General features: G+C 64.2%; 16 protein-coding genes. 9 read left to right on the forward strand and 7 right to left on the reverse strand.

Annotated features, from left to right (window positions below):
• Positions 1–2 precede the first annotated feature (2 nt).
• Together NKI88_RS23845 and NKI88_RS23850 are read left to right on the forward strand one after the other, a co-directional pair.
• Positions 3–857 carry a phosphoenolpyruvate hydrolase family protein gene (locus NKI88_RS23845; RefSeq protein ID WP_023747007.1) on the forward strand — a complete coding sequence of 285 codons (855 nt, stop codon included), beginning with the start codon at positions 3–5 and terminating at the stop codon, positions 855–857.
• A 4-nt stretch (positions 858–861) separates the two neighbouring features.
• A complete protein-coding gene (locus tag NKI88_RS23850) occupies positions 862–1,278 on the forward strand; it encodes a cupin domain-containing protein (RefSeq protein WP_023753232.1) in 417 nt (138 codons plus the stop codon).
• A gap of 170 nt (positions 1,279–1,448) precedes the next feature.
• Here the strand turns inward: NKI88_RS23850 and NKI88_RS23855 are convergent, their stop codons facing one another.
• On the reverse strand, positions 1,449–2,639 hold the full coding sequence (locus tag NKI88_RS23855) for a M24 family metallopeptidase (RefSeq protein WP_352657649.1): 1,191 nt from the start codon (positions 2,637–2,639) through the stop codon (positions 1,449–1,451).
• 177 nt (positions 2,640–2,816) lie between these two features.
• Positions 2,817–2,999 carry a hypothetical protein gene (locus tag NKI88_RS23860; protein WP_352657651.1) on the reverse strand — a complete coding sequence of 61 codons (183 nt, stop codon included), beginning with the start codon at positions 2,997–2,999 and terminating at the stop codon, positions 2,817–2,819.
• On the opposite strand from NKI88_RS23860, the gene NKI88_RS23865 reads away from it, so the two are divergent.
• The 6 genes from NKI88_RS23865 to NKI88_RS23890 all read left to right on the forward strand — a co-directional run bounded on the left by NKI88_RS23865 (position 2,998) and on the right by NKI88_RS23890 (position 8,972).
• Positions 2,998–4,602: an ABC transporter substrate-binding protein gene (locus tag NKI88_RS23865; RefSeq protein WP_352657653.1), complete on the forward strand. Its 1,605-nt coding sequence runs from the start codon at positions 2,998–3,000 to the stop codon at positions 4,600–4,602. The genes NKI88_RS23860 and NKI88_RS23865 overlap by 2 nt on opposite strands.
• Before the next feature lie 270 nt (positions 4,603–4,872).
• Positions 4,873–5,859: an ABC transporter permease gene (locus tag NKI88_RS23870; protein ID WP_352657655.1), complete on the forward strand. Its 987-nt coding sequence runs from the start codon at positions 4,873–4,875 to the stop codon at positions 5,857–5,859.
• Positions 5,856–6,686: an ABC transporter permease gene (locus tag NKI88_RS23875; RefSeq protein WP_023743090.1), complete on the forward strand. Its 831-nt coding sequence runs from the start codon at positions 5,856–5,858 to the stop codon at positions 6,684–6,686. Before NKI88_RS23870 ends, NKI88_RS23875 begins: the two co-directional genes overlap by 4 nt.
• Positions 6,683–7,684 carry an ABC transporter ATP-binding protein gene (locus NKI88_RS23880; protein ID WP_352657658.1) on the forward strand — a complete coding sequence of 334 codons (1,002 nt, stop codon included), beginning with the start codon at positions 6,683–6,685 and terminating at the stop codon, positions 7,682–7,684. Before NKI88_RS23875 ends, NKI88_RS23880 begins: the two co-directional genes overlap by 4 nt.
• Positions 7,681–8,466 carry an ATP-binding cassette domain-containing protein gene (locus NKI88_RS23885; RefSeq protein WP_023701465.1) on the forward strand — a complete coding sequence of 262 codons (786 nt, stop codon included), beginning with the start codon at positions 7,681–7,683 and terminating at the stop codon, positions 8,464–8,466. The genes NKI88_RS23880 and NKI88_RS23885 overlap by 4 nt, the downstream gene beginning before the upstream one ends.
• The gene (locus NKI88_RS23890; protein ID WP_023701464.1) at positions 8,463–8,972 is read left to right on the forward strand and encodes an L-2-amino-thiazoline-4-carboxylic acid hydrolase; all 510 of its coding nucleotides are present in this window, start codon (positions 8,463–8,465) and stop codon (positions 8,970–8,972) included. The genes NKI88_RS23885 and NKI88_RS23890 overlap by 4 nt, the downstream gene beginning before the upstream one ends.
• An 11-nt stretch (positions 8,973–8,983) precedes the next feature.
• Here NKI88_RS23890 and NKI88_RS23895 read toward each other — a convergent pair whose 3' ends face one another.
• The 5 genes from NKI88_RS23895 to NKI88_RS23915 are packed head-to-tail and all read right to left on the reverse strand — an operon-like array spanning position 8,984 to position 14,021.
• Positions 8,984–9,766: a DeoR/GlpR family DNA-binding transcription regulator gene (locus tag NKI88_RS23895; protein WP_352657662.1), complete on the reverse strand. Its 783-nt coding sequence runs from the start codon at positions 9,764–9,766 to the stop codon at positions 8,984–8,986.
• 2 nt (positions 9,767–9,768) lie between these two features.
• Positions 9,769–10,572 carry an HAD-IIB family hydrolase gene (locus NKI88_RS23900; RefSeq protein ID WP_352657712.1) on the reverse strand — a complete coding sequence of 268 codons (804 nt, stop codon included), beginning with the start codon at positions 10,570–10,572 and terminating at the stop codon, positions 9,769–9,771.
• A gap of 7 nt (positions 10,573–10,579) precedes the next feature.
• Positions 10,580–11,872 carry an iron-containing alcohol dehydrogenase gene (locus NKI88_RS23905; protein WP_084567111.1) on the reverse strand — a complete coding sequence of 431 codons (1,293 nt, stop codon included), beginning with the start codon at positions 11,870–11,872 and terminating at the stop codon, positions 10,580–10,582.
• Between the two features lie 14 nt (positions 11,873–11,886).
• Entirely contained in the window at positions 11,887–13,344 is a 1,458-nt protein-coding gene (locus tag NKI88_RS23910) for a xylulokinase (RefSeq protein ID WP_352657665.1), read from the reverse strand.
• Complete coding sequence (locus NKI88_RS23915; protein ID WP_023672934.1) at positions 13,344–14,021, reverse strand: beta/alpha barrel domain-containing protein; 678 nt, start codon at positions 14,019–14,021, stop codon at positions 13,344–13,346. The genes NKI88_RS23910 and NKI88_RS23915 overlap by 1 nt, the downstream gene beginning before the upstream one ends.
• Positions 14,022–14,258: 237 nt before the next feature.
• Between NKI88_RS23915 and NKI88_RS23920 the strand changes: the two genes are divergently transcribed.
• Entirely contained in the window at positions 14,259–15,572 is a 1,314-nt protein-coding gene (locus NKI88_RS23920) for an ABC transporter substrate-binding protein (protein WP_352657668.1), read from the forward strand.
• Positions 15,573–15,620: the final 48 nt, after the last annotated feature.

Genomic DNA, 15,620 nt, shown 5'->3' on the forward strand with positions numbered 1-15,620 from the left:
AAATGCCCGCAATACCGCGCAAGGACATATTGAAGAAGTTCAAGGCGATGATCGCCGACGGCGTGCCCATCGTTGGGGGCGGCGCCGGCACTGGCCTGTCGGCCAAGGCCGAGGAAGCCGGCGGCATCGACCTCATCATCATCTACAATTCCGGCCGCTATCGCATGGCCGGGCGCGGCTCGGCTGCGGGCCTGCTCGCCTATGGCAACGCCAACGAGATCGTCAAGGAAATGGCATACGAGGTACTGCCGGTGGTCAAGAAGACGCCGGTGCTGGCCGGTGTCAACGGCACCGATCCCTTCGTCATCATGCCGTTGCTGCTTGCCGAGCTGAAGACGATGGGCTTTTCCGGCGTGCAGAATTTCCCGACCATCGGCCTGTTCGATGGCAGCATGCGCCAGAGTTTTGAGGAAACCGGCATGGGCTTCGGGCTGGAGGTCGACATGATCGCCGAGGCGCACAAGCTCGATCTTCTGACCACGCCCTATGTCTTCAACCCCGACGAGGCGCGCGCCATGACAAAAGCCGGCGCCGACATCGTCGTTGCCCATATGGGGGTGACGACCGGCGGCTCGATCGGAGCCACGTCGGCCAAGTCGCTCGACGACTGCGTGGTCGAGATCGACGTCATCGCCAACGCGGCGCGCTCGGTGCGCAAGGATGTCATCCTGCTTTGCCATGGCGGGCCGATCTCGATGCCGGACGACGCGAGATACATTCTCGACCGCTGCAAGGGCCTGCATGGCTTTTATGGCGCGAGTTCGATGGAACGGCTGCCGGCTGAAGCCGCGATCGCCAGGCAGACGGCGGATTTCAAGGCCGTCACGCTGCACGACCAGAAGAAAAAGAAGGGATGAGATCATGACCGACAAGAGCAAGGTATTCGTATACCCGAAGGACGTGAGCGCCTTCGGCTTTGACTGGGGCAAGCTGTCGCTGACGGTCGCGCCTGAAGTGAATGGCGCTGAGCGCTTTTCCGGCGGCGTCGTCGACCTGCCCTCAGGCAAGGGCCACACCCGCCACAACCACCCCGGCGCGGAAGAAATCATCTTCGTCATCTCAGGCAATGGCGAACAAATGGTCGAGGACGAGAACGGCAATCCGGTCGTCGCCAAGGTCGGCCCCGGCTGCACCATCTATGTGCCGGAAAGCCGTTTCCATTCGACACTGAACACGGGCGATGGGCCGATGCAGCTCTTCGTGGTCTATTCGCCGGCCGGACCCGAACTGGTGCTGCGGGAGCTGCCGGATTTCAGGCTGATCCCGGCGGGGAAGTAATCGCGAAAAGCCCCCTTCATCCGGCCGCTTCGCGGCCACCTTCTCCCCGAGGGGAGAAGAGGCAGAAGCCAGCGCCGGCGCAAACTCCTCTCCCCTCGGGGAGAGGTCGGATAGCCCCGAATTGCCCTTCGCAATTCGGATGGCAATCCGGGTGAGGGGGTAGCGCCGAGCTAGGCTATCCCACCTCTATTCCACCCCCGCGCCCGATCCCCAAACATCACATATCCCGTATCCGTCACCGCCAACGTGTCCTCCAACTTGATGAACCCCCGCGTCGGGTGAAGCATGGTCGTCTCCACCGACAGCACCATGTTTGTCTCCAGCGGCTTGGCGGCATAGGTGCCTTCATAGGTCACTGGATGGTTGGTCATCAGGAACGGAGCCTCATGCGTGATCAGCCCCATGCCGTGGGCGAAGAAATCCGTGTAGGGCGCGACCTTGGAGGCCTTCAGCACGCCCTCGGCATGCGAAATCATATCGCCGCCGACGGTGCCTGCGCTCACCTTCGAGAACGCCGCCTGCTGCACTGTCTCGACCTCGGCCAACAGATCTTCCAGTTCGGCATCCGGTTCGCCCAGAATGCCCATGCGGCAGAGGTCGCCAATATGGCCGTGATAATTGCCGCCGGAATCGATCGACAGCACGTCGCCCTTTTTCCAAGCCTGCGGTGACGCCGCGCGGTTGTGGCTGGCGCCCAACGTCAGCAGGCAATATTCGAAATGCGCGCCGCGATTGGTTTCTTCGCGCCGCAGATGCTCGATGATCTCCGCCTTGGTCGTGCCTTCATGCGCCCACTGGATGGTCGCCAGCATGGAATCCGTGATTAGCTCGGAGGCAATACGCAGCTTTTCCAGCTCGGCGTCCGTCTTGATGGCGCGCATGCTCTCCAGCATGCCGGTCGCGTCGATCAGCCTGGCATCCGGCAACGCCTTGCGGATCAGCGCATAGGCGTCCGACGGCAGGAAGGCCGGCTCGATGCCGAGGCGGGCGCCGGCCTTGCCGATCTTGCTGATGTGCTCGACCGCAAGATTGGCAGCATCGAGCGTGCCCCAGCAGGCGGCATGCAGCGTCGGCGTCCAGAACGGGTTGTTCTGGTGCTCGGCGCCTTCCATGCGGTTGCCGATATAGGCGGCATGATCGGGCCCGCCCTTTTCATAGAGGACGATAGGCAGGTAACGGCTATGGCCGATCGCATCCATGGCGGCAAAGAAGATGAACCTATAGCCGCCAAGCAGATACTGCGTGTTGTGCTTGGAGGTCGCGAGCAGAACATCGATGCCGGCCTCTTCCATCAGCCGGTCGACCCTCGCCTGATCGAACGGGATATTGCTGACGGCGCTCTTGCCCGGGGCGATGCTCATCTTTCTCTCCCTGATATCAGTGGGATCGCCGGCCGTACTGCGTCCAATCCCTTGACTTCGATCAAATCTGCACCATTTCGTCCACTCTGGTCCACCAGAAACAGGTTAGATTGGTTCGGCAGGCTGTCACCAAGTCGTCATTGCTGCACATTTAGGCAATCTGGTCCTGCCAGAATATCAGAATGAAAGGGCCACCTCTAAACTGGTCCAGCGGACGAAAATTTCAAAGCCAAGCAAGGATGCGCCAATTCCGTCTCTGGCGAAACCCTTGGCAAGGGCCATAATCGCCGCGAGGATGCGGGTGCCGCCAGCGTCGAGGGGTGCGCCCATCTGGTCGCGGAGAGGACGGAGTTTGATCATGTCGGATATTTCCAGACGCACGCTGCTTGGCGGCTCAGTTTTACTGCTGGCCTCCACCGCCATGCCCACATTCAGCTGGGCGCAGACGCCGAAGAAGGGCGGCCGCCTCGTGCTTGCCGCCGATTCCGAGCCGCGCAACCTCAATCCCGCCATCGTCGCCTCCAACGGCGTCTTCTTCATCTCCAGCAAGATCGTCGAAACGCTGGCCGAAGCCTCGTTCGAAGGCAAGGACGGACTGGAACCGCGCCTTGCGCTCTCCTGGGAAGGTGCCGCCGACGGGCTGTCGGTGACCTTCAAACTGCGCGACGGCGTCAAGTGGCATGACGGCAAGCCGTTCACCTCGGCCGACGTCGCCTTCTCGGCGCTGCAGATCTGGAAGCCGCTGCAAAATCTCGGCCGCACCGTGTTCAAGGATCTGGCCAGCGTCGACACGCCTGACGATCTGACCGCCTTCTTCAAATTCGCCAAGCCAACGCCGTTCCAGCTGATCCGCAACGCGCTGCCGGCGCTGTCAAGCGTGGTGCCGAAGCACATCTACGAGGTCGGCAAGATCGAGGACAACCCGGCCAACAATGCACCCATCGGCACCGGACCGTTCAAGTTCGGCGAATACAAGGCCGGCCAGTATTACAAGCTGACCAGGAATGCGGATTACTGGGCCAAGGACGAGCCGTATCTCGACGAGATCATCTACCAGGTGCTGCCCGACCGCACGTCGGCTGCAGCGGCGCTCGAGGCCGAAGAGATCCAGCTCGCCGCCTTCTCCGCCGTGCCGCTCGCCGATCTCGACCGCATCTCCAAGGTGCCGGGCCTGAAGGTCATCTCCAAGGGCTATGAGGGGCTGACCTATCAGCTCGTCGTCGAGATCAACCATCGCCGCAAGGAACTGGCCGACGTGAAGGTCCGCCAGGCGATCGCGCATGCCATCGACAAGGACTTCGTCGTCAAGACGGTGTTCCTCGGCTATGCCGCCACCGCCACCGGCCCGGTGCCGAAGAACGATCCGCAATTCTACACTGCCGACGTGCCGATCTATCCATTCGACGTCGCCAAGGCCAACGCCTTGCTCGACGACGCGGGGTACAAGCGCGCCGATGACGGCAAGCGTTTTGCGCTGAAACTCCTGCCGGCACCCTATTTCAACGAGACGAAGCAGTTCGGCGACTATCTGCGCCAGGCGCTGGCGGCAATCGGCATCGACGCCGTGATCGTCAACAACGACTCGGCCGCGCACATCAAGGCCGTCTACACCGACCACGCCTTCGACCTCGCCGTCGGCCCGCCGGTGTTCCGCGGCGACCCGGCGATCTCGACCACCATCCTGGTGCAGAGCGGCATTCCCGACGGCGTGCCGTTCTCCAACCAGGGCGGCTACAAGAACGCCGCGCTCGACGCGCTGATCGCCAAGGCTTCGGAGACGCTGGATACGTCAGCGCGCACCGACCTCTACAAGGAATTCCAGAAACAGGTCGCGGCGGACCTGCCGCTGATCAACGTCGCCGAATGGAGCTTCATCAGCGTCGCGCGCGATACCGTGGGCAACATCGCCAACAACCCGCGATGGGCGGTGTCGAACTGGGCGGACACCTATCTGGAATCGTGACACATTTGCGCGGATGAAAGTTCGCAAAGAAATTGGTGTGAAGGCATGGCGTAGGGCCGCGTTTCGTCACACCCCCCTCTGTCCTGCCGGACATCTCCCCCGCAAGGGGGGAGATCAGCAGCTTCGCTGTCGCGTACATTCGGCATCGAAGATTGGCGAAGGCAGAGGCGACATCCAATCTCCCCCCTTGCGGGGGAGATGTCCGGCAGGACAGAGGGGGGTGCCTAGACACCGCACCTCTCCCGACTGGCGCAGCGCTATGCCTTTCCCATGACCCGCGCCCTCACCCTCATCCGCCGTCGCCTCGTCGGCAGCATCTTCGTGCTGCTGATCGTCATCATCGGCACATTCCTCCTCCTGGAAGCTGCCCCCGGTGACGCGGTCGACGCCTACATCGTCTCGACCGGCGGCGACGCCGGCATGATCGAATTGCTGCGCCATCGCTGGGGCCTCGACCAGTCCGAGCTGACACGGCTCGCGAACTATCTCTGGGCGCTGCTGCATTTCGACCTCGGCCAGTCCGTTACCTTCTCGCGGCCAATTCGCGATGTTATCCTGGAACGCCTGCCGACGACACTGCTCCTGATGGTGACCGCCACTGCGCTCTCCTTCGGTTTGGGCTCGGCGCTCGGCATCTACGCCGGCGCCAGACCCGGCAGCTTTCGCGACCGCTTCCTGTCGATCGGCTCGCTGGCGCTTTATGCCGTGCCGGGTTTCTGGCTTGGCCTGGTGCTGATCGTCGTCTTTGCCGTCGACCTGCGCTGGCTGCCGATCGGCGGCATCGAGAGCCTGGCCTCGGACAAGACCGGTTTTGACCGCGCCACCGACATCGCCGTCCACCTCGTCCTGCCGGTTTCCGCGCTCGGCTTCATCTATCTCGCGCTCTATCTGCGCATGATGCGCGCCGGCATGGCCGAGGCGTGGCGGCAGGATTTTGTGCTCGCCACCCGCGCCCGGGGGCTGTCACGCCGCCGCATCGTGCTCGCCCATGTCGCCCGCAACGCGCTCTTGCCGCTGGTCACCATGCTCGGCCTGCAATCGGCGCAGATGCTTGGCGGCAGCGTCGTCATCGAGAGCGTCTTTGCCGTGCCCGGCCTCGGCCGGCTGGCGCAGGAAGCGGTCGCCTCGCGCGACACGCCGCTGCTGCTCGGCATCATCCTCACCAGCGCCGTCCTCGTCATTGCCATCAACCTTGCAGTCGACATCGCCTACGCCTTCCTCGACCCGCGCGTCGGCGCCAGTGAGGCCAGCGCGTGAGCGCGCTGCCGCGGTTCCTGCGCCGGCCGGAAGCGGTCGCCGGCGCGATCATCCTGGCGCTTCTGTTCGCCATGGCGCTGTTTGCGTCGCTGCTCTTCCCCGGCGACCCGCAGGCCATTGCCGGACCAGCACTGCTGCCGCCGTTCCAGGACTGGTCGCTGCCGCTCGGCACCGACCGGCTCGGCCGTGACGTGCTGGCCGAACTGTTCCACGGCGCCCGCACCTCGCTGGCGGTCGGCCTGGCGGCGGCGGCGGCGGCACTCTTCGTCGGCGCGGTCGTCGGCACGCTGGCCGGCTTTGCCGGCGGCCTTGTCGACGAGGTGCTGATGCGCATCACCGATGCCTTCCAGACCGTGCCGAGTTTCCTGCTGGCGCTGGCCTTCGTCAGCGTCGTCGGTCCGTCGCTCGGCATCGTCGTCGCGGCAATAGCGCTCGGCGCCTGGACCGGGCCGGCGCGTGTGGCGCGCGCCGAAGTGCTGTCGATCCGCGAACGCGATTACGTCGCCGGCGCTCGCGTCATCGGCATGCATCCGCTTGAGATCGCTTTTCGCGAGGTGTTGCCCAACGCGTTGCCGCCGGTGCTGGCCTTGTCCTCGGTGATCGTGGCGGCCGCGATCCTCACCGAGGCAGCGCTGTCCTTCCTCGGCCTCGGCGACCCCAATCGCGTCACCTGGGGCGGCATGATCGCCGAGGGCCGCACTGTGCTGCGCACCGCACCCTTTCTGTCGATCGTTCCGGGCATTGCCCTGGTACTGACCGTGCTCGGTATCTATCTCGCCGGCGAATGCGTGGTGGAGACGACGGCGGTGCGGAGGAGCCTGTCGTGACCGCACTGGCTGAGATACGCGATCTGTCGGTGCGCTATCGGCGAGATGGCAGCGAGGTGACGGCGCTGAAGGGGGGCAGCCTGGATGTTATTGCCGGCGAGCGGCTGGCGATCATTGGCGAAAGCGGTTCGGGCAAGAGCACGCTGGCGCTGGCGGTGGCTGGACTGCTGCCGGCGAGCGCCAAGATTGAAGGGCATGTCAAGTGGCAATTTCAGGCGCCGCGATCCTTCCCACCCCCCTCTGTCCTGCCGGACATCTCCCCCGCAAGGGGGGAGATCAGCAGCTTTGCCGACGGCTTCCCTTCTGCAACGTTCGTGGTTGGCGAAGGCGAAGATGAGAGAGCAATCTCCCCCCTTGCGGGGGAGATGTCCGGCAGGACAGAGGGGGGTGTGACGGAACGCCGACCTCTCAAATTAACCGAGCCCAGCACGCTCCCCCTTCCCGGCCGCGACATTGGTTTCGTCTTCCAGGACCCCTCCGCCAGCCTCGACCCCGTCATGAACGTCGGCAAACAGATCGCCGAAGTCGCCCGCGCCCATCTCGGACTCGACTGGCCGCAAGCATACGCCAAGGCAAAGACCCTGCTCGAACGCGTCCGCCTGCCCGACCCACAAACCGCCATGCGTGCTTTCCCGCACCAGCTCTCCGGCGGCCAGAAGCAGCGCGTTGCTGTTGCCGCGGCCATTGCAGCCGGTCCGAAACTGCTGATCGCCGATGAGGCGACCAGCGCGCTGGACACCATTGTGCAAGCCGAAATCGTCAGCCTCATTCGGCAACTGGTGGCGGAGGACGGCATGACGCTGCTGTTCATCAGCCACGACATCGCGCTGGCCGCCGAACTCGCAGAGCGTATCGCTGTATTCCGGAACGCCGAACTGATCGAACTCGGCCCGACGGAGCAAATCATAAACGCCCCGCGCCATGCCTATACGCGAACGCTGCTCGACGCCCATCTCGGCCTCGACGCCGATCCGCTGCTACGACGGGCGCCGGCATGAACTTGCTCACCGTCTCCGGTCTTACCAAGCGATACCGTCGTGGCGGCAAGGCCATCGCGGCCGTCGACGGTGTCTCCTTCGCCATCGAACCCGGCGAGACGCTGGCGCTGGCCGGGCCCTCCGGCAGCGGCAAGTCGACGATCGCGCGGCTGGTGCTTAGGTTGATCGAGCCCGACGCCGGCACCGTCCAGTTCGAAGGCGATGACTTTCTGCTCTTGAAGGGTGCGGCCCTGCGCACCAAGCGCGCGCGCCTGGAAATGGTGTTCCAGGATCCGCTCGCCGCGTTCAACCCGCGCGCCACGGTGGCTCGCGTGCTTGACGATCCCTTGCGCATCCATGCCATCGCTTCCCGCGCCGAGAGGCCGGCCCGCATTGCTGCCTTGCTGGATCGCGTCGGGCTGGCAGCCGATCTCGCCCCGCGCGCCATTCACGAAATCTCCGGCGGCCAGCGCCAGCGCGTCGCCATCGCCCGCGCCATCGCAACCAAACCGTCGCTGATCGTGCTCGACGAGGCGGTGTCGGCGCTCGACGTTTCGGTCCGCGGACAGATCCTTGCGTTGCTGCTCGACCTGCAAGCCAGGGAACGGATCGCCTATCTCTTCATTTCGCATGATCTCGGCGTCGTACGGGCCATCGCCCACCGCGTCGTTCTTCTCGACGCCGGGCGGATCGCCGAGAGCGGCGACGCCCGCAACGTTATCGACGCGCCGCAGTCGGCAATCGGCAAGGCGCTGGTTGCGGCGGCGCCAAGATTGGACAGAAGCAGCAGGCAAGTACCATGACCGAACCAGAAGCCAGAGCCGAAAAACTCTCGCGCGAACTCGATTCCGCCTTCCGTAACCGCGCCGATCTCTACCGTCTGTTTCTCGACGAGCTGACCGGCGAACTCGGCGCGGAAAAGGCCGAGGCGATCATGATCCGCACCATCGAGCAGCGCGGCAAGGAGGTGGCGGCGGCCGCCTTCGTCCGTTTCGGACCTAACGACGCGCCGGCCATCGGCGAGGCATTTTTGGCCGTCAGCCCGGATGGCGGCCTGATGTATCCGACCGATGTCGAGCGCGGGCCGGACCACATCGCCTTCAAGGTGAAGCGTTGTCCGCTGAAGGACGCCTGGGTCGAGGCCGGTGTCGGTGATGAAAAACTCGCCACGCTCTGCCGCATCGCCGGCGCTTTCGACCGTGGTCTGTTCGAGGCAACGGGCGTGCGCTTCGACAATGTCACCTGGACGCCGGGCCACGGCTCCGGCTGCTGCCACATCGCGCTGACCAACCGGGATGCCGCCGAATAAGCAGTTGCTGATCAGCCGGCGGCAAACACATGCAGCTCCGTGCCCGCCTGTTCGGCAGCAGTGCGCAGGTCGGCCTTCGGTTCGCTGTCGGTGACGATATCGGCAATGTCATCGAGCCCGCAGATGCGTTCGAGACTGCTGCGGCCAAACTTGTCGTGGGTCACCACCAGCACCGTCGACAATGAACGCGATATCATCGCGCGTTTAACGGCTGCGGCGCCCGAGATCATGTCGCTCGGACCATCGGCGCTTATCCCCGATGCCCCGATAATGGCGACGTCGGCATTGTAGCGGCGCAGGAACTCGACGGTGTCTTCGCCCAACACGCTGCCTTCCCGGCTATCATAGGTCCCGGGGCAGAGCAGCACCCGAAAGGTCGGATTGGCGCCGGCCACAGAGGCCACTCCGGTGGAATTGGTGATGATGGTCAGGTCGCGCTTCAGCTGCGAAAGGTTGCGCGCCACCTCATAGGTGGTCGAACCGCCATCGATCATCACGATCTGGCCCTTCTCGACAAGGCTTGCCGCGCCGCGGCCGATGCGGGCGCGCTCCTCGACCAGGGTCAGGCCGCGCTCCGAAATCACCGGCTCTGATGTCACCAGCGAGATCGTCGCACCGCCATAGGTGCGGTTGATCAGTCCGGCATCGCCGAGTTCGATGAGATCGCGGCGGATGGTCTCGCCGGCGACGCCGATGCGCCGTGCGAGCTTGGAGATGCGTATCGACGCCGACCGGCGCACTTCCGAAAGGATAAGCGCGTGCCGCTCCTTCTTCGTCAGTCGGCCTTGGTCCATGACTATTCCATTCCCTTTGCAGCAATCAGCGCGTCGCCAAGCTCGGCAAATCCTTGCGCGCCGCGCCCGCGTGTGACGAAGGCGGGAGACGCCGGAAGCTCGCCGGCGAAGTCCAGCACATTAGCGACGCCGACGCTGTTGGGGAAGAAGCCGAACATTGGTGCATCGTTTGGACTATCGCCGACGAAGACAATGCTGTCCTTGTCGTGGTCGATATCTACGCCGAAACAGTCCCGCAAGAATAGCCGGCTTGTCGACAGTTTGTCGTATTTGCCGAACCAGCCATTGACGTGGATGGACGAGATTTTCGCCGTCGCGCCATAGCGCTGGAAGATGCCGACGATCTTCAGAACCTCGGTTTTGGGCAGCGGCGCCACGTCCTCGCAAAAATCGATCGCCAGATCGGCCTCGCGATAGGCCTGGTCGGCCGCGACCGCCGCACCCGGAACTTCGCTCAGAACGGTTTGCTCGATCTCCTTGAGGCGTGCGGCATCGGCCTGCCGTTCGGCAGCGCTCTTGGCGTAGTGGCGAACAATCCGCTTTTTGGCGTCGTCGTAGCGGAAATAGAAGGCGCCGTTCTCGCCGATCACGCCGTCCACCGGCCATTGCCGGGCGATCAGGTCGCACCAGCCGGCAGGGCGGCCGGTAACCGGCGCGACAATGAAGCCGGCCTGCTTCAGCCGCTCGAGCGCCGCATAGGCTTTTGCCGGCAACCGCCCCTTGTCGGTCAAGGTGTCGTCTATGTCGGTCAGCACGACAGCGATGTTGCGCCGGTCCGGCGCGGTGAAGTCGGTGAGCGGACGCAGCACCCGCTCAGGCTCCCGCCGCAACCGTTTCGAGCGAGGCAGCAGCGACGTCGAGCATGGTGAACCTGTCGCGGATCAGCCGCGCATTGGCGACCGCCTCGTCGTAGAAGCCAGCCGGTATGGCGACCTCTTGCGGCGTGGTCGGGGCGCCGGCGGCACGCAGTGCTGCCGCGATCTCGCGCGCCGGGCGTGCCACCCGCAGCAGCCTTTCGCGATGCGAGCGCCACTGCCTGGCCAGCATGGTGTTGACAGCGTCCGCCCGTTCGCGGTCCAGCAGCTTGGGCTTGAATGCCGCCCAGCAGGAACGTCCGAGCGTTTCGCCGAAGATTTCGATGAAGCGGTCTGGCGTATCGGCGGAGGGCGCGAGCTGCAGCTCCCGCAGCGCCAGCACGCGTTCCTGTAGCCGCGCCATCGTCAACGTCGTCACCGCTATGTGCTCGCCGTGATGCGCCTCGGGCAATCCCTGGCCCCGCATGTCGATATAGTGGGCGATGAGATGTTCGCCCTGACTGGCCGGATAGGAGCCGCCGCACAAAGTCATGCCAAGGCCCGACATGACCAGCGTGCGCACCAGCACTTCCGTCGCCTCAAGGTCGCCGGTCCCGAGTTCGCCGGCTTTGGCGATAAGCGCCTCCTCGTCCTCGGCCAGAAGCATGAACGGCGCCTCCCGGTAGGGCGTGCCGAGCAACAGGTGCGCCATCAGCCAATCGGTCTGCGCGGTCGGCCGCGCCATCGAATCGCCGAAGCCGGCAGCGATCAGCCGGTGCGGCGCTCGCGCCATGACATCGAGATCGAGGAAGACACCGACCGGCAGGCTCGCCGTCAGCGATTTCTTCAGGCCGTCCTCTGTGATTGCCGCAGACACCGAGGTGTAGCCGTTCATCGACGGCGCGGTGCCGAACACCGCATAGGGCTTTTGGGTCAGATGGGCGGCATATTTGGTGATGTCATTGATCGAGCCCGATCCGACCGCGACCAGACCGCTGGCGTCTTTCGTGCGGGCGATCACCGATCGCACGGTGTCCATGTCGGGATGCGGATGGCGCGGCAGGATGATCTTGTCGACATCGCTGGAGCCGCGCAGTGCGATCGACACTCTCTCGCCGAGCGCCAGCCTTGTGTCGGGATCCATGACAACGGCGAGCCTGCGGCCGAGCGGCAGCGGCTTGACCAGCGCATCGGCTTCATCGCCGAGACCGCGCCCTATGACGATGGTCTTCAGCGGCACCGACAGCATTCCCTGGCTATCCGGGTCAGGCAGCGTGCCGGCAATAAGGCGATCGAGCATTTGTCTGGACATAGGATGCAGTCCGGTCAGTCAGCATGAAGCGGGGTCAGGGCATCGAACAAGGTGCGATACCGGCGGTAACTTCTGTCGTAGGCGGCCTTGGCGGAAGGATCAGGGTCGATCGTCTCGATGTGGCCGGCCAGCCTTTCAGCCGCCTGCTGCACTGAGGAGGTAAGGCCGATGGCTGCGGCGGCAAGGATTGCCGCACCGATCGGCGAGGCATCGGCCGCACCCGCGATCTCGACCGGCCTGCCGCTGACATCGGCACGGATTTGCGCCCATACCCGGCTGCGCGCGCCACCGCCTGAGAGCCGGATGCGATCCGTCGCGATATCGAGATCGTCCAGCCGGTCGACCACGTCGCGCATGGCAAAGGCACAGCCCTCCAGCACGGCACGGGCACAAGCGGCTTTGCCGTGGAAGGATGTCAGGCCGTAGAAAGCGGCACGCGCTTCGGCGATCCAGCGCGGCGCCATGGCACCGGACAACGCGGGCAAGAACAGCAAATCGTCGCTGCCGGCAACCACCGTCGCCGCCAGTTCCGACATCGCCGCCGGCGAATCGAGGCCGAAGGTTGTTAGAAACCACGTCACCGCGCCGCCCGAGAGCCATCCGGGATTGGAGATGAAATAGCCGTCGCCGAGAAAGCCATGGGTCTCGACCAGGCCGCCGGGGTCGAGGCGAAGCGTGTCCGATACCGCGCCGACCACTTCGGCCGTGCCGAGATTGCAGGCGACGACACCGGGCACGACAACCCCGGCGCCTAGGGCGGCCGAAAAATCATCGCCGGTGCCGACCGCCAGCGGCGTGCCCACAGGAAGGCCGGTGAGCTCGGCGCCGGCGTGGGTCAAGGCGCCGGCGATCTCAGATGCATCGTCGATGCCAGGCAATTTATCTGCATCGATGTCGAAGGCCGCCAGCAGATCGCCGGCATAATTGTGCTCCTTCAGCCCATAGAGCATGGTCGTCGAGGCCAGCGCGTGATCGATGACGGCACGACCGCACAACGCTGCGACCACGAATGATACCGGTTGATGCCAGAGCGCCACTCGGCGCGCTTCGGGCAGGTTGCGCGCGGCCCAGCGGATTTTCGCCGCCATATGGGTGGCGTCCAGAACGAGACCGGTGCGCTCACGGATGAAGTCCGGGTCGATGCCGGCGATCTCTCCTGCCGCCCGCCGGTCCATCCAGATGATGCACGGAGCCAGCGCCTCACCATTGCGATCGACCGCGACGCAGCCGTCGAGCTGGCCGGCAATGGCAATACCCTTGATGTCGGACGGCGCAAGCCCAGCCTTGTCGAGCGCGCCGGCAATGGCCGGCTTGAGCGCCGCCAGCCACAGCGCCGGGTTCTGTTCGGCCCAGCCGGGCGCCGGGAAGGCCGGCTGGTACAACACAGCGGCCTCGCCACGCAGCCGCAATTCGTCATCGACAACGATCGCCTTTAGGCTTTGTGTGCCGAGATCGATGCCGATGACTGGCATTAGACACGCTCGCAATCCGCGAGGACATCCCGCAGTTGCGAGAGGATAGAACCTTTCGTCGGCGAATAGGAGCCATCGAAAACCGCTGTGCCAATGGTAAAAGCGTTGGCGCCGGCCAGCTTGATTGCCTTGATGCGATCGGCTGATGCCACAGCGCCGGCGACGATCAGATGCCGCGACGGACCAAGCCCGCGCCGGGCTGCGCGCACCAGTTCGGCCGGGTCGGCCTCGGTGGCGCGATAGGCGAGGATGTCGCATCCCGCACAACCCTTCTCGGCGAAGGCGCGGCAGTCGGCCTCGACATCCTCGGCCGAACCGCCGAGCTTGGTCGGATGGCCGACCGGCCGCCCGGGAAAAGGGTAGTATTCGGTGCCGCTCCCCTCCAGCAACGCCATGATCTCGTCGACCTGGGTACCACCGAGCAGGCGCTGGATGCCGAGATCCCTGGCGATGCGCGCGGAATTAAGGCAGGCCTCAGCCGTCGTCGAGACAACTTCCATGTAAGTGGTGGCGCCTGTCCGGCCAATGGCGACAGCGAGCTTGCGCAGCACATCCGGCGCGACGCCAATATCCTTGAAGCCGACATGCTTCAGGCCGACCGGCTCAATCAAATCGACCAGGTCGAGACAGTCCTCGACCGTGCGATCGTTGCGCGTCAGCATGAAGATGAAGTCCATCCGAAAGGTCCCTCGCCTGGTCGGGAAAGCCGGTTTGCTGCCGGTCTGTTAACACCTCCTAACCATTTGTTGCAAGGTGCCACATTTTGATTTGCAGTACCACACATTTTATGACAAAACGGGCGCCGGCCCGCCAGGCACGACTTCTAGGGAGAGGGAAGAATGCTCAAGCCGCTGAGACGTACCGCGTCCAGACTGCTCGTCGCAGTCGTATTTGTGTGGCCCCTGACGTGGCAAGTGACACAAGCGGCCGCGTGGGATCTGAAAGAGGCGTCGAAACCCTATAGCGGCCAGACCATCCGCATGGTCGGCGAGGCGCTGCCGCCGCTCGAAGCGCTGAAGAAGATGGCGCCGGAGTTTGAAAAACAGACCGGCATCCATGTCGAAGTCGAGATGTACGAGCACTCGGAAGCCGTCAACAAGGTGCAGCTCGATCTCAACTCGCACCGCGGCCGCTACGACGTCATCATCCAGCCGCATCGCGAACTCGGCAAGTTCGCCACCAACAACCATCTGGTCGAAATCGCCAAGATGATGGCCGACCCGGCTTTGCGCGATCCGAGCTTCGAGCCGGAGAAGCAGCTCTACCAGACCGCCTGGCACGAAATCTCCTGGTATGACGGCAAGGAGTACGGCTTCCCCTTCACAGTGCTCAACATGTTCATGTGGTATCGCTCGGACCTGCTCGCCGATCCCAAGGAGCAGGCAGGCTTCAAGGCCAAGTATGGCTACGACCTCGCTCCCGCCAAGGACTGGAAGCAATACCGCGATATCGCCGAATGGTTCTATCGCCCCGACCAGGGTTTTTACGGCACCGCCCTGCAGGGCAAGCGCCATGAGGCACTGTGGTATGAGTGGCTCAATTTCCTTTATTCCTTCGGCGGCGACGTGCTCGACGTGAAGAGCGGCTCGGCCTGCGGCCCGGTCATCGTCAACAGCCCCAAGGCCGTCGCCTCGCTCGAATATTACAAGAGCCTGCTGCAATTCTCGCCGCCGGACAGCCTCAACTATTTCTGGGATGATGTCATGGCGCTGATGCAGCAAGCCAAGGTCGCCGAGCTGATCATGTGGAACGACGCAACCTATGCCGTGTCGGTCGACACCACGGCCTCCACCGTCGTCGGCAAGGTTGGCTTCGATCTCGTGCCGCAAGGCGACGGCGGGAAGATCGGCCAGGTCGAGGGCTGGACCTATCTGATCCCGGTCTATTCGAAGAACCCACAGGCCGCCTTCCTCTTCGTCCAGTGGATGATGGGCTATGACCGCCAGCTCGAACAGCATCTCAATGGCGGCGCTTCAGGTCGGCCGGATGTCTATGCCTCGGCGGAGGTGCAGAAGCTGCCCTATGCCAAGGCTTCGATGGAGGCCAACGAGCATGCGGTGCCGAAGGCGACGCTGCCGCAATCGGCCGAGATGACCGATATACTAGTGCGCGAACTGTCATCCTACCTCGCCGGCGAAAAGGAGGCGCAGGCCGCCCTTGACACCGCCGCCACTGACATCTCGACACTGCTCGGTTCTTGCGCACCCATGACCTATCCGGCACGATAGGCCTTGAGATGTCGCGCAGAGGCTACCCGCACAAGCGGGTAGCCGTTC

Origin of the sequence: Mesorhizobium sp. M0317, from assembly GCF_040321555.1 — a bacterium.
In the GTDB taxonomy this organism is placed as follows: Bacteria; Pseudomonadota; Alphaproteobacteria; order Rhizobiales; family Rhizobiaceae; genus Mesorhizobium.